Source organism: Streptomyces sp. ITFR-21 (assembly GCF_031844685.1).
In the GTDB taxonomy this organism is placed as follows: domain Bacteria; phylum Actinomycetota; class Actinomycetes; order Streptomycetales; family Streptomycetaceae; genus Actinacidiphila.
In genome coordinates this window covers 3,666,847-3,680,231 of record NZ_CP134605.1, presented here as the reverse complement: position 1 = coordinate 3,680,231, position 13,385 = coordinate 3,666,847, and the positions used below count along the sequence as shown (strand labels likewise).

General features: G+C 73.8%; 14 protein-coding genes. 3 read left to right on the top strand and 11 right to left on the bottom strand.

What is annotated here, in order from left to right; translation table 11 throughout:
• Positions 1 to 6: 6 nt before the first annotated feature.
• Together RLT57_RS16065 and RLT57_RS16060 are read left to right on the top strand one after the other, a co-directional pair.
• Entirely contained in the window at positions 7 to 963 is a 957-nt protein-coding gene (locus RLT57_RS16065; RefSeq protein WP_311298088.1) for an alpha/beta fold hydrolase, read from the top strand.
• 163 nt (positions 964 to 1,126) lie between these two features.
• Positions 1,127 to 1,309, top strand: coding sequence for a hypothetical protein (locus RLT57_RS16060; RefSeq protein ID WP_311298087.1), 183 nt, complete (start codon positions 1,127 to 1,129; stop codon positions 1,307 to 1,309).
• A gap of 96 nt (positions 1,310 to 1,405) precedes the next feature.
• On the opposite strand, the gene RLT57_RS16055 is transcribed toward RLT57_RS16060, so the two are convergent.
• The 3 genes from RLT57_RS16055 to nth form a co-directional block, all read right to left on the bottom strand.
• Positions 1,406 to 2,605, bottom strand: coding sequence for a MarP family serine protease (locus tag RLT57_RS16055; RefSeq protein WP_311298086.1), 1,200 nt, complete (start codon positions 2,603 to 2,605; stop codon positions 1,406 to 1,408).
• Between the two features lie 335 nt (positions 2,606 to 2,940).
• Positions 2,941 to 3,624, bottom strand: coding sequence for an NUDIX hydrolase (locus RLT57_RS16050; RefSeq protein WP_311298085.1), 684 nt, complete (start codon positions 3,622 to 3,624; stop codon positions 2,941 to 2,943).
• Positions 3,621 to 4,418 (bottom strand): endonuclease III, encoded by a 798-nt coding sequence (gene nth / locus RLT57_RS16045; protein ID WP_311300731.1) that lies wholly within the window; start codon positions 4,416 to 4,418, stop codon positions 3,621 to 3,623. The genes RLT57_RS16050 and nth overlap by 4 nt, the downstream gene beginning before the upstream one ends.
• 241 nt (positions 4,419 to 4,659) lie before the next feature.
• Here nth and RLT57_RS16040 point away from each other — a divergent pair, with 241 nt between their 5' ends.
• The gene (locus RLT57_RS16040; protein WP_311298084.1) at positions 4,660 to 5,334 is read left to right on the top strand and encodes a Crp/Fnr family transcriptional regulator; all 675 of its coding nucleotides are present in this window, start codon (positions 4,660 to 4,662) and stop codon (positions 5,332 to 5,334) included.
• 368 nt (positions 5,335 to 5,702) lie between these two features.
• Here RLT57_RS16040 and RLT57_RS16035 read toward each other — a convergent pair whose 3' ends face one another.
• The 8 genes from RLT57_RS16035 to RLT57_RS16000 form a co-directional block, all read right to left on the bottom strand.
• A complete protein-coding gene (locus RLT57_RS16035) occupies positions 5,703 to 6,641 on the bottom strand; it encodes an alpha/beta hydrolase family protein (RefSeq protein ID WP_311298083.1) in 939 nt (312 codons plus the stop codon).
• A gap of 165 nt (positions 6,642 to 6,806) precedes the next feature.
• A complete protein-coding gene (gene kynU, locus RLT57_RS16030) occupies positions 6,807 to 8,048 on the bottom strand; it encodes a kynureninase (protein WP_311298082.1) in 1,242 nt (413 codons plus the stop codon).
• A 193-nt stretch (positions 8,049 to 8,241) separates the two neighbouring features.
• On the bottom strand, positions 8,242 to 9,078 hold the full coding sequence (locus RLT57_RS16025) for a tryptophan 2,3-dioxygenase (RefSeq protein WP_311298081.1): 837 nt from the start codon (positions 9,076 to 9,078) through the stop codon (positions 8,242 to 8,244).
• Between the two features lie 192 nt (positions 9,079 to 9,270).
• The gene (locus tag RLT57_RS16020; RefSeq protein ID WP_399128774.1) at positions 9,271 to 9,543 is read right to left on the bottom strand and encodes a hypothetical protein; all 273 of its coding nucleotides are present in this window, start codon (positions 9,541 to 9,543) and stop codon (positions 9,271 to 9,273) included.
• A 298-nt stretch (positions 9,544 to 9,841) separates the two neighbouring features.
• Positions 9,842 to 10,255 carry a DUF3151 domain-containing protein gene (locus RLT57_RS16015; protein ID WP_311298080.1) on the bottom strand — a complete coding sequence of 138 codons (414 nt, stop codon included), beginning with the start codon at positions 10,253 to 10,255 and terminating at the stop codon, positions 9,842 to 9,844.
• 419 nt (positions 10,256 to 10,674) lie between these two features.
• Positions 10,675 to 11,697 (bottom strand): class II fructose-bisphosphate aldolase, encoded by a 1,023-nt coding sequence (gene fbaA / locus RLT57_RS16010; protein ID WP_311298079.1) that lies wholly within the window; start codon positions 11,695 to 11,697, stop codon positions 10,675 to 10,677.
• Between the two features lie 232 nt (positions 11,698 to 11,929).
• Positions 11,930 to 12,472: an orotate phosphoribosyltransferase gene (gene pyrE, locus RLT57_RS16005; protein WP_311298078.1), complete on the bottom strand. Its 543-nt coding sequence runs from the start codon at positions 12,470 to 12,472 to the stop codon at positions 11,930 to 11,932.
• Positions 12,473 to 12,586: 114 nt separating this feature from the next.
• On the bottom strand, positions 12,587 to 13,384 hold the full coding sequence (locus RLT57_RS16000; RefSeq protein WP_311298077.1) for an aldose 1-epimerase: 798 nt from the start codon (positions 13,382 to 13,384) through the stop codon (positions 12,587 to 12,589).
• Position 13,385: the final 1 nt, after the last annotated feature.

The following is a 13,385-nucleotide window of genomic DNA, read 5'->3' as shown; positions in this document are numbered from 1 at the left end:
TGGGGCATGAATGCCGCCACCCGGCCGTCCGAGTCGCACAACCCCGCCTATTCGAACACGCCGTTTCCGCGCATCGAAGGGCCGTGGACACACCGGGACGTGGCCGCCAACGGCGCCCGCTTCCACATCGCCGAGATGGGCGACGGACCGCTGGTGCTGCTGCTGCACGGCTTCCCGCAGTTCTGGTGGACGTGGCGGCACCAGTTGGCGGCGCTCGCCGACGCCGGTTTCCGCGCGGTGGCGATGGACCTGCGCGGCGTCGGCGGCAGCGACCGCACGCCCCGCGGCTACGACGCCGGCAACCTCGCGCTCGACGTCACCGGCGTGATCCGCTCGCTGGGCGAGCCGGACGCGGCACTCGTGGGGCATGACCTGGGCGGTTATCTGGCCTGGACGGCGGCGGCGATGCGGCCCAAGCTCGTGCGGCGGCTCGCGGTCTGCTCGATGCCGCACCCGCGCCGCTGGCGGGCCGCGATGCTCACCGACCTGCGGCAGAGCCGGTCGGGGGCGTACGTCTGGGGCTTCCAGCGGCCGTGGCTGCCGGAGCGTCAGCTGATCGCGGACGACGCGGCGCTGGTCGGCAAGCTGATGCGGGAGTGGTCGGGGCCGCAGCCGCCGGACCGGCGCGCGGTGGAGCTGTACCAGCGGGCGATGCAGATCCCGTCGACGGCGCACTGCGCGGTCGAGCCGTACCGCTGGATGGTGCGGTCGATGGCCCGGCCGGACGGTATCCAGTTCAACCGGCGGATGAAGCGCCCGGTACGGGTGCCGACGCTGCAGATGCACGGCTCGCTCGACCCGGCGATCGGGACCCGGAACGTGGCCGGCAGCGGGGAGTACGTGGAGGCGCCCTACCGCTGGCGGCTCTTCGACGGGCTGGGGCACTTTCCGCACGAGGAGGACCCGGCGGCGTTCTCGGCCGAGCTGATCAACTGGCTGCAGGACCCGGAACCGGACCGCTGAGGTTTTGCCGCCAGGTGTGGCATGCCCTCGGCGGAACGGGGAAGACGAGCCTCTTACCTCGCCGGTACGACTGTCAGATGATCGGTCAAAATGCCGGACGCATAGGCCAATCGGACGGGCAAACGGCGATTACCGACCAAGAGGCGCGGGCACGTAGCTTCGTATGGGTTGGACGCACGACTACCGTGACGTATCACGCAATCGCCGCAGCAGCACTTTCACCGCCGTCGAGAACGCGGCCCCCATGGCGGTACTCCCGTCGGGGCAGAGCCGACTCGGCATCCCCCGCATCCTCGGCCGCAGAGCCCGCTGGGTCGGCGCCAGGCTGCGGCATCCCCGCGACTGAACGGCCCCCGCGTCCCTCGGGGCCGACGCCGCGGCCCGCGCCGCTGAGAGCTCGCGCCACCCCGCGGTCGGCGCCGGCCGCAACGGCGCCGGCCCCTCACAGCGCGCAGCCCTCGCTGTCCACCCGCTGGTCCGCGCCACGGCCCGCGCTCGCGTCCGGGGCCACCTCGTCGGCGGTCAGCGCGTAGCCGGTGTTGGCGTCGTCCAGCGACTTGGCGAAGACGACGCCCGCGACCTTGCCGTCGGGGGTGAGCAGCGGGCCGCCGGAGTTGCCCTGGCGGACGGTGGCGTACAGCGAGTACACGTCGCGGTGCACGGTGCCGCGGTGGTAGATGTCCGGGCCGCTGGCCTCGATCCGCCCGCGGACGCGGGCCGCGCGGACGTCGAAGCCGCCGTTCTCCGGGAAGCCGGCCACGATCGCGTCGTCCTTGGAACGCGCGTCGCTGGTGGCGAAGGAGAGCGAGGGCGCGTCCAGGCCCGGCACGTCCAGCACCGCGACGTCGCGCTGCCAGTCGTAGAGCACCACCCGGGCGTCGTGCAGCCTGCCCTCGCCGCCGACCTGCACGGTGGGCTCGCGCACGCCGCCGACGACGTGCGCGTTGGTCATCACCCGGTCCTTGGCGAACACGAAGCCCGAGCCCTCCAGCACCTTGCCGCAGCCGGGCGCGGTGCCGACCACCTTCACGATGCTGCGCCAGGCCTCGGTGACGACCGCGCTGCGCACCAGCGCCGGGTCGGGCGCGGGCACCGAGGTGATCGGCTCCGAGCCGAAGGTGCCGAACACCTGCGGCAGTCCGTTCTGCGCCAGAGTCGTGCTGAAGTCGTCGAACCAGGTGTCGGCCTGGGCCGGCACCACCTGGGACACCCCGAGCAGGACCTTGGAGGAACGCACCTCGCGGCCTATGGTCGGCAGCGTCGTGGTCGCCAGCGCGCTGCCGATCAGCCAGGCCACCACCAGCATGGCCGCCACGTTGACCAGCGCACCCCCGCTCGCGTCCAGGGCCCGGGCCGGGGACCAGGTGATCCGGCCGCGCACCTTGTTGCCCAGGTGGGTGGTCAGCGCCTGCCCGACAGACGCGCACACGATCACGATGACCACGGCGGTGATTACCGCCACCGAGCCCGGCGTGGCGCTGTCGGTGGCGCTGTCCCAGATCACCGGCAGCAGGTAGATCGCGGCGAGGCCGCCGCCGAGGAAGCCCGTCACCGACATGACGCCGACGACGAACCCCTGCCGGTAGCCGACCACGGCGAACCACACGGCGGCGAGGATGAGCAGGATGTCCAGCACGTTCACGAAGAACACGGTCTCACGCGGAACTGTCCGCGCGGCACCGTACGGCCCAGGTGAACGTCGGCATACGGCCCCGGCGGGCCCGCGCGCGGACCGCGGGGACCGCCCGCGCCCGGCGGGAAACCGGCGCGGTGCGGGCGAGCCGCGGCCCGGACGGCCCGCGGGAGGCGGTACGGCGCGGGCCGCTGTCGTACGGGCGGGGTGGTCGCACCGGTGTGCGGTCCTACGGCGCAGGTGGCCGCAGGCATACGGGTGCCGCGGTCATACGGCTCGGGTGGCCGCGGTTCCACGGGCCCGGGTGTCCGCCGGGCGAACCGCCCGGCCCGGCGAAGAACAGCTCAGCCCAGCGGGACCGTGCGGTCGTGGTCCCAGGGACGCTCCCAGCCCGCGTAGTGCAGGATCTTGTCGATCAGGCCCGCGGTGAAGCCCCAGACCAGGGCGCCCGCGACCAGGAAAGCCGCCCCGCGGAAGCCGCTGGGGTGGACGAGCGTCGCCCGGTTGGCCGGGTCGGTGAGCTCGCTCACGGGCACGCGGAAGACCCGGGCGGTCTCGGCCGGATCCACCACGGCGACCGGGCTGGGCTCGCGCCACCAGCCCAGCACCGGGGTGACCACGAAGCCGCTGACCGGGATGTAGAGCCGCGGCAGCACCCCGAAGACCTGCACTCCGGCCGGATCCAGGCCGGTCTCCTCCCGGGCCTCGCGCAGCGCGGCCCGCAGCGGCCCCTCGCCCTCCGGGTCGCCGTCCTCCGGGTCCAGGGCGCCGCCGGGGAAGGAGGGCTGTCCGGCGTGCGACCGCAGGGCCGCCGAGCGCTCGATGAGCAGCAGGTCGGGGCCGCGCTCCCCCTCGCCGAACAGGATCAGTACCGCCGACTGCCGGCCGCCCTCGGGAGGCGGCAGGAAGCGGCTGAGCTGCTCGGGGTACACCTCGTCCACCACGTCCGCCACCGGGCGCAGCCAGGACGGCACCCCGGCGGCGCTGACCTGGACGCCCCAAGCGCCCGCGTCCCGCGCCTGGGTCATGAGGCGGCCAGCGGCGGCGCGGGCTGCCCCGGGTAGTCCGGGGGCGGGTTGAGCCGCTGTCCCGGGAAGCCGCCCTTCTCGTACTTGAGCAGCTTCCTCGCCTTCTCCGGGTCCATCTCGCCCTCACCGACCGACGGGCACAGGTGGGCGATCGGGCAGACCCCGCAGGCGGGCTTGCGGGCGTGGCACATCCGGCGGCCGTGGAAGATCACCCGGTGCGACAGCATCGTCCAGTCGGACTTGGGGAAGAGCCGGGCCACGTCGCGCTCGACCTTCTCCGGGTCCTCCGAGGTGGTCCAGCCGAAGCGGCGGGAAAGGCGGCCGAAGTGGGTGTCCACGGTCAGGCCCGGTACGCCGAAGGCGTTGCCCAGGACCACGTTGGCGGTCTTGCGGCCGACCCCGGGCAGCTTGACCAGGTCCGCCAGCCGGCCCGGCACCTCACCGCCGAACTCGTCCCGCAGCGCCGCGGAGAGGCCGATCGCGGACTTTGCCTTGGCCCGGAAGAAGCCGGTCGGGCGCAGGATCTGCTCCAGCTCGGCCGGGTCGGCGGCGGCCATGTCCTCGGGCGCCGGGTACTTCGCGAACAGCGCGGGCGTCGTCTGGTTGACCCGCAGGTCGGTGGTCTGCGCGGACAGCACGGTGGCGATCAGCAGCTGGAAGGGGCTCTCGAAGTCCAGCTCGGGATGGGCGTACGGATACACCTCGGCGAGTTCGCGGTTGATCCGCCGGGCCCGCCGGACCAGGGCAGCCGGCGGAGGCTGTTCGCTCACAGCTGAATCCGACGGGGCGGCCACCCGTTCGGCCGTCCTGGCCGTCCGTTTCTTCTGCACGCTCGGCGTATCTGACACCCGGCCAGCCTAAGCCTCGCCGCTGACATCCGCCCTCGAACCCGGTCCGGGGGCCGAATCCGGACCCCCGATCGGACCCCCGGGGAACCCCCGCGCGCTCTGATAAGACATCCTTGTGATTGATCGCACTGTTTGAGACGTCATGCATCATGGGGAAGACCCGTCGATGTCGACAAGGAGAGAGCTCGTGGACGACGTTCTGCGCCGTGCCCCGCTTTTCGCGGCGCTCGACGACGAGCAGGCCGCTGAACTGCGTGGCTCCATGTCGGAGGTCACGCTCGCACGTGGCGACTCACTGTTCCACGAGGGTGACCCCGGGGACCGGCTGTACGTCGTCACCGAAGGCAAGGTGAAGCTGCACCGCACCTCGCCCGACGGCCGGGAGAACATGCTGGCCGTCGTCGGGCCCGGTGAGCTGATCGGGGAGCTGTCGCTCTTCGACCCCGGGCCGCGGACCGCCACCGCCACCGCGCTCACCGAGGTCAAGCTGCTCGGCCTCGGCCACGGCGACCTCCAGCCCTGGCTGAACGTCCGGCCGGAGGTCTCCACCGCCCTGCTCCGGGCGGTCGCGCGCCGGCTGCGCCGCACCAACGACGTCATGTCCGACCTGGTCTTCTCCGACGTGCCCGGCCGAGTGGCCAAGGCGCTTCTCGACCTGTCCCGCCGGTTCGGCGTCCAGTCCGAGGAGGGCATCCACGTCGTCCACGACCTGACCCAGGAAGAGCTGGCCCAGCTCGTCGGCGCGTCCCGCGAGACCGTCAACAAGGCGCTCGCCGACTTCGCCGGCCGCGGCTGGCTCCGCCTGGAGGCGCGGGCGGTGATCCTGCTCGACGTGGAGCGGCTCGCCAAGCGCAGCCGCTAGGCGCCGGCTCCCGGGCCCACCGGGGCCCGTGCCCGCCCGGACTGCCGGGTTGCCGACCGCCACCGGGCCCGCGCCGGGGCCGACGGCCCGCTGTCGCCGATCCCGCCCGGCGTCGGCACGGCGTGCTTCCGCCGCCCTCAGGGGCCGCGCGGACGGGCCCGGCGGGCGCGCGGACGCCGGGCGCTACCGGCCCACCTGACGCGGCTCCGGCCGGCCGGGGCCGGCCCCCCTTGGTCCGCGGGTCTCTGCTCGCCGCAGGGCCCTCCCGTGGGCGGGTGCGCGCCCAACGGAGGCAGTGGGCGTCGGGGGCACGGCGGGGTGCGGGCGCGGCCCGGGGTGGTCTCGGGTGGGCCCCCGGGCCGGTGCGATCACCGGAGGAGTCGGGCGATCTCGACGGCGACGGCCGCCGCCGCGGGCGCGGTCGGGTCGATCAGCGGGAAGTGCCCGGTGGACGGCAGCCAGCAGACCGCCGACTCCTCGCCCGCCGCGGCTGCCGCGCGGGCGAAAGCCCTGGTCACCTCCGGTGGGACCACGTTGTCAGTGGTGCCGTGCACGATGGTGGTGGCGATTCCGGTGGGGAGCAGCGCGGCGGGGTCGGTGTGGGGGAGGCGGTCGGTGAGGTGGTCGGGGCCGCCGAGCAGATCGACGACCGCGCCGGAGCAGACGCGCAGCCGGATCGCCGTGGTGAAGTCGGCGATCGGCGCGAGGGCCACGACGCCGCGGAACGGGGGAGGTGCGGAGCGGTGCCAAGGCGAGTCAGCGGGCAGCACATGGCGTGCGGCGCCCCACAGCGCGAGCTGCCCGCCCGCGCTGTGCCCGGTGAGCACGGCGCGCCCGGGGTCCACGGTGCGGGCGCCCAGCGTCCGCACGGCCAGCTCGGGCAGCGCGTCGAGGGCGGCGGCCACGTCGTCGAAGGTCTCCGGCCAGCGCCCGCCGGGTCCGGGTCCGGGCGCACCGGGGCCCTGGAGCGGCTGCCGCGGGGCGTTCGGCGCGTGGCCGCGGCGGTACTCCACCGAGGCCACCGCGTAGCCCTGGGCGGCCAGGTGGGCGGCGAGCGGGGAGGCGTGGACCCGGTCGTAGGCGGCCCGCCAAGCGCCTCCGTGCAGCAGCGCGACCAGGGGTGCGGGCCGGTCGGCCGCCGTGCGGGGCCGGTAGAAGTCGATCACCTGGTCGCGGTGGCCGCCGTACGCCTCGGTGGCGTCCGGCGGCACCGGCGGCTGCCCGAAGGCCGACGCCTCCTCGGCGGCCGTCCGGTCCTCGCAGTCCACAGCGTCGGTGACGGGCGTATGGGAGTCGGCGGCGGTCATCGGTCAGTCGGTCCCTTCCAATACGGCGGCCGGCGCTCACGCGCCCCATGGCACGCCGACACGACGAACGTGGAGCGAGGCCGGGCCGGCCTCGCCCACGGCGCCGCTGACGGCCGCACACGAGTCGGCTGCGGTCGTCAGTCGGCCGGTTCGCTCCACCGCGGGTCAGCCGGTTCCCTCCAGCACGGCGGCCAACTCCCGCGCGGCGCGCAGCGCGTCCGTGTAGCGGGTGTAGAGCGGGGTGAAGCCGAAGCGCAGCACGTCGGGCCGACGGTAGTCGCCGACCACGCCGCGGGCGGTCAGCTCGCGCATGACGTCACCCGCGCCCGCGCAGCGCAGCGAGACCTGGCTGCCGCGCTCGGCGTGCGCCCGGGGGGTGATGGACTCGACCCGCCCGGCGGGCGCCAGCGCGGCGACGCACTCCAGGAAGAAGTCGGTCAGGCCGAGGCTCTTGTCCCGTACGTCGGGCACGGCCACGTCGTCCCACACGTCGAGCGCCGCGTCCAGCGCGAGCAGTGACAGGATCTCCGGGGTGCCGACCCGGCCGCGCGGGGCGCCGTCCGCCGGTTCGTAGCCGGGCGCCATGCCGAAGGGGTCGGCGTGCGAGTTCCAGCCGGGCAGCGGCGAGTCGAAGCGCGGTTGCAGATCCCGGCGCACGTACAGGTAGGCGGGCGCACCGGGGCCGCCGTTGAGGTACTTGTAGGTGCAGCCGACCGCGAAATCCACCCCGTCCGCGTCGAGGGCGACGGGCAGGGCGCCCGCGCTGTGGCACAGGTCCCAGGCAGCCAGTGCGCCGGCCCGGTGCAGCGCCGCGGTGATTCCCCGCAGGTCGTGCAGCCGCCCGGTGCGGAAGTCGACGTGGTTGACCAGGGCCACTGCCGTACGGGGGCCGGCCTCGGCGGCGAGCTCCGCGGCGGGCAGCGCTCGTACGGTATGGCCGGTCAGCCGGGCGGCGGACCGGGCGATGTAGCCGTCGGTGGGGAAGGTCGCGGCGTCCACCAGGATCTCGTCCCGGCCCCGGGGCGCCATCCGCACGGCGGCCACCAGCGCCTTGAAGACGTTGACGCTGGTGGAGTCGCCGACCACGACCTGGCCGGGCGCGGCGCCGACCAGCGGGGCGATCCGGTCGCCGACCCGCTCCGGCGCCGTCCACCAGCCGCTCTCCTCCCAGGAGCGGATGCGCAGCTCGCCCCATTCCCGGGTGATCACCTCGGTCAGCCTCGGCAGCACCCCGGTGGACAGGGCGCCGAGCGAGTTGCCGTCGAGGTAGACCTGCTCCGGGCGGTCGCCGCCACCGCTCTCGTCCGTACCGCTGTGCAGCACGAAGCGCCGCCGGACGGCGGCGAGTCGGTCGGCGGCGTCCAGCTCGGCGGCCCGCACGGCCAGAGCGGCCTCGTCTGGAAGCACGCCGCCGGTCCGGTGGCTGCCACCGGGCCGGCGGGCGCCGAGCCCGTACCCGCCCGGTCCGCCGGCATCTGCGCCGCCGGCACCAGGCCCCCCGACGCCCGTCTCACCGGCGCCCAGTCCGTAGCCGCCCGGCCCGCCGGCGCCCGGCCCGCCGGCACCCGGCCGGTACGGATCCGCTTCGTACGCGCTCGGCTCAGACATGGCTGCGGGCCGTCCAGAGTTCGGGGAAGACGTTCTTGGTGGCACGTTTCTCCAGCCAGGCCACCCCCGCGGAGCCGCCGGTGCCGGCTTTGGCGCCCATCGCGCGCCGGGTCGCCACCAGGTGGTCGTTGCGCCAGCGCCAGACGAGTTCGGCGACGTCGGTGAGGGCCTCGCCGAGCCGGATCAGCTCGGAGTCCTGGTCCACGGCGGCGTAGACCCGTTCCCAGACCGCCTCGACCCCGGGGTGCGGCTCGTAGCGCAGCGCGGGGTCGCGGTCGAGCACCTCGGCGGGCACCGGGTGACCGCGGCGGGCCAGCAGCCGCAGCACCTCGTCGTAGAGGCTCGGCTCGGTGAGCGCCTTCTCCAGCTCGGCGTGGGCGCCGGGGGTGCCGCGGTGCGGCACCAGCATGGACGTGGACTTGTCGCCGAGCAGGAACTCCAGCCGCCGGTACATCGCGGACTGGAAGCCGGAGCCCTCGCCGAGGGCGGAGCGGTAGGCGTTGAACTGGGCCGGGGTGAGGTGGGCGATCGGCCTCCAGGACGCGTTGAGCGATTCGAGCTCCGGCAGGCTGCGCCTGAGCGCCGCCATCGCGGTGGGCAGGTCGTCGCGGCGCAGTGCGGCGGCCGCGGTGCTCCATTCGTGGACGAGCAGAGTGAACCACAGCTCCATGACCTGGGTGGTGACCAGGAACGCCATCTCGCCGGGTTCGTCGGACAGCGGGTGCTGCAGGTGGGTGAGGACGGACGCCTGCACGTAGTCCTCGTAGGGGGTCGAGCCCTCGAACGCGAGGTTCGGGGTCGCCGCCTCGTCGGTCGGACGGTCGGACATGGGGTACCTCCAGAGCGTGCGCCCGGGGTGGCCGGGCCGTGCCGATCATCTGTGGTCCGGGACGATCGGGCAAGAGCACTCAGGCGGTCGGCGGTCCGCTCAGGGAGCGGCCGTGGGGGTCGTGGCGGCCGTGGCGGTCGTAGGACCGGTCGTTGGCGACGCAGCTGTGCAGCCCCTTGATCTGCTGCGTCGTCACCGGCGCGGGCCTGCCGGGGCCGGGGCAGCCCTCGTGGCCGTGGCCGACGCGGTGGCCGACTCGTGGTTGATGGTCAGGGCGCGGTAGCCGTGGAGGGCACCGCCGAACTCGGGCGAGCCCAGCTCCCAGCGCTTGAGGTTGCCCACGACGGTGGCGCCGACGTCGCGGTCGACCTCGCCGCGGGTGAGCGGACCGGCCGCGCCGCGGATGGCGTCGACCGTGTCCGGGGTGGCGATCTTGGGCACGCAGTCGGCGGGTCCCGAGTTCACCAGCCGGAAGGCGTCGCGGCCGTCGGCGGCCGTGCCGACGGCCGCGACGTGCGGCCGAGGGCTTCCCCCTGCGGCGGCGCAACCCGCGGCCTCGGCCCCCGGCCGCTCGTGCGTACTGCGTGTCGACGTGACGATGCGCGGTGCGCATGCCGTGCGTGCCGTTCCGCGTGCCGTTCGGCGCCCGGACGGCACGCACACGGTCGCACGCCCATATGAACGGCGGCCGAACCGGGACCGTCCGCGGCGCGACCGCGGCAGAGGGCCCCGGCGGCGGCGTACGCCCCGGACCGGCCGGGAGTCAGCTCAGGGTGTCCGCGGCGGTCGGGGAACTGTCGCGGAGGAAGGTGGTGCAGCGCTCGTACTCGTCCTGCTCGCCGATCGCCTCGGCGGCGCGGCCGAGGGCGTGGAGGGCACGCAGGAAGCCGCGGTTGGGCTCGTGCTCGAAGGGGACCGGGCCGTGGCCCTTCCAGCCGGCCCGGCGCAGGGCGTCCAGGCCGCGGTGGTAGCCGGTGCGGGCGAAGGCGTAGGACTCCACGACACGGCCGGCCTCGAAGGCGTCGTCGGCCAGCTGGGCCCAGGCCAGCGAGGAGGCCGGGTACTTGGCCGCGACCTCGGCGGGTGCGGTGCCGGAGGCCAGCAGTTCACGCGGCTCCGGGTCGTCGGGCAGGTGGGTCGGGGCGGGTCCCCCGAGCAGGTTCTGTTGAATGGCCATGGTCCCCAGTCTGCCCGAGCGGGAAAGCGGAAGGCCCCCGGCGGATACCGGGGGCCGCGGACCGTGCCCGGGGTTGACGCGTTGTGGGTGCTCGACGTGGGGCCGGGCCCGGACGCGGTCCGACGCCATCCGACGCGGTCCGACGCCATCCGACGCGGTCCGACGCGGTCCGACGCGGTCCGACGCCATCCGACGCGGTCCGACGCGGTCCGACGCGGTCCGACGCGGTCCGACGGAGCCTGCTGCGGTCCGGCTCGGGGCCGATCGGCCGGGCGCCGGACCCGGCAGGACTCCTCGGCCCGACGCCCGTCCCGGGCCGTCCCGGACCGGCCCACCGCGCGATCCGACGGCCCGCGGCCCCGACGGCCCGGCCGGCGGCCGGCCCCCTGCGGATCCGCCGGGGGGCCGGTCGGGCCGCCTCACTTGCGCTTGTTGCCCGCCGACCGCAGGTCCTGCGCGGCGACGACGACCCGCGCCGCCATGCCGGCCTCGGCGGACTTGCCCCACACCCGGGGGTCGTAGACCTTCTTGTTGCCGACCTCGCCGTCGACCTTGAGCACGCCGTCGTAGTTGCGCAGCATGTGGTCGGCGACCGGCCGGGTGAAGGCGTACTGCAGGTCGGTGTCGATGTTCATCTTGACCACGCCGTTCTCCAGCGCCTCGTCGATCTCCTCGCGGGTCGAACCGGAGCCGCCGTGGAAGACGAAGTCAAAGGCGTCGGGCTTGCCGTACTTCCCGGCCACCGCCTCCTGGAGCTCCTTGAGGATGCTCGGGCGCAGCACCACGTTGCCCGGCTTGTAGACGCCGTGCACATTGCCGAAGGAGGCGGCCAGCAGATAGCGGCCGTGCTCACCGAGGCCGACCGCCTCGACGGTACGGAAGGCGTCGTCCACGGTGGTGTAGAGGGAGTCGTTGATCTCGTGCGAGATGCCGTCCTCCTCACCGCCGGTCGGGGTGATCTCCATCTCCAGGATGATGTTGGCCCTGACCGCCTCGGCCAGCAGCTCCTTGGCGATGGCGAGGTTGTCGTCCAGCGTCTCGGCGGAGCCGTCCCACATGTGCGACTGGAACAGCGGGTTGCGGCCGGCCGCCACCCGCTCCTGCGAGATCTTGAGCAGCGGACGCACGTAGCCGTCCAGCTTGTCCTTGGGACAGTGGTCGGTGTGCAGCGCCACGGTGACCGGGTACTTCTCGGCGACGATGTGCGCGAACTCGGCGAGCGCGACCGCGCCGGTCACCATGTCCTTCTTGTACTGGCCGCCGAGAAACTCCGCGCCACCCGTGGAGATCTGGATGATGCCGTCGCTCTCCGCCTCGGCCAGGCCGCGCAGCGCTGCGTGCAGCGTCTGCGAGGAGGTGACGTTGATCGCCGGGTAGGCGAACTTGCCTGCCTTCGCCCGGTCCAGCATCTCGTTGTAGACGTCGGGGGTTGCGATGGGCATCGTGTCCGCTCCTCATGATCTGCGGGTGGTACGGCTGGCGTGGCAGCCGGCATACGAGTACGGCTGGCGTGGCGACGTCATCGTCGTCCCCATCTTCCCAGACGCGAACGGATACACCACCTCGGTCCGGGAAGGACGTGCCACGGCCTCCGGAGTGTTTCACGTGGAACATCCCGCGAGCCGTGAAGCCGCAGCTCAGCGCGCGGAATACAACCGCCTTGCGGACGGGCCGTCAGGCCAGGCCCAGGTCGGCGAGCGAGTAGGCGGCGAGATACGGCAGACCCGCGCCGGTAACCTTCGCCTCCGCTCCGCGGTCCACGATCACCGCGACGGCCACCACCTCGCCACCGGCCTCCCGCACCGCCTCGACCGCGGTCAGCGGCGAGCCGCCGGTGGTGGAGGTGTCCTCGACGACCAGTACCCGGCGGCCCTTGACGTCGGGGCCCTCGATACGGCGCTGCAGACCGTGGGTCTTGTTCGCCTTGCGGACCACGAACGCGTCCAGCCGTCCGCCGCGGGCGGCCGCGGCATGCAGCATCGACGTGGCCACCGGGTCAGCGCCGAGCGTCAGCCCGCCCACCGCGTCGTAGTCGAGGTCGGCGGTGAGGTCCAGCATCACCTGGCCGGCGAGCGGTGCGGCCTCCCCGTCCAGGGCGATCCGGCGCAGGTCGATGTAGAAGTCGGCTTCCAGTCCCGACGAGAGGGTCACCTTGCCGTGGACCACGGCCTTTTCCTTGATGTGCCGCAGCAAGGCAGCGCGTACGTCGTCGCTCATGGCCATGAGACTAGCCGAGGGCCCGGCGGGCCCCCGGCTGCGGTGAAACGGGTCCCGTCCGGTGGGAGACGCCGGGACATCGGGCGGGCGAGCGGCCGACCGCCCGCCCGGGGTTCAGCCGATGCGTTGCCAGGACCAGGTGGTGGTGATCTCCAGCGGGTCGATCGGGGTGACCAGCCGGGGCAGTGTGTTGAGGCCGTTCGGGGGGCCGGACTGCGGCTCCACGCAGACCGCCTCCGGCGGCTCGGTGTAGATCACGGCCCACTCGGCGGGGCTCTCCACCCGGACCCGCAGCTCGCCCGGCCAGGTGAGGGTGACGTCGACGCCGTCGGGCATGCCGAAGCAGTCGTCCCAGGGGCCCGGCTCAGGATCGATGCGGTTGCCGTTCGGCAGGTGGTTGTCGCCGCGCTCCTCCTGCCAGGCGGCACTGAAGGCCAGCTCGACGTCCTGGCCGCCCTGGCCGAGGTTGCGCAGCCACCAGGGGTGCCAGCCGGCCTGCGCCGGGAAGGAGTCGTTGGCCCCCTCCACAGCGAGGGTCAGCTTGACCGAGTGCGGTGCGAGTTCCACGGTGTGCGTCACCCGACCGGGGTACGGCCACGGCTCGACGAGGTCGAAGTAGTACGAGGCGGTGGTGTCAGTGGCGGGGGCCGCCTCGTGCCAGGCGGTGTGCCGTCCGGTGCCGTGGATGGCGTGCGGGGGTGCGTCGACGGGGAGCTGGTGGGTCACTCCGCCGTTGCGGAACACGCCGTTCTCGGTCCGGCCGCACCACGGCACCATGATGAAGGCACCGAATGTGTCGCCTTGGCGCAGGAGTTCGGTCCCGCCGACCTTCAGCGATGCGATCCGGCAGCCGTGCTCGGGCTGCAAGGTCAGTTCGGCGTCGCCCGCCGTCAGCTTCTTCTCGGTCTCCACG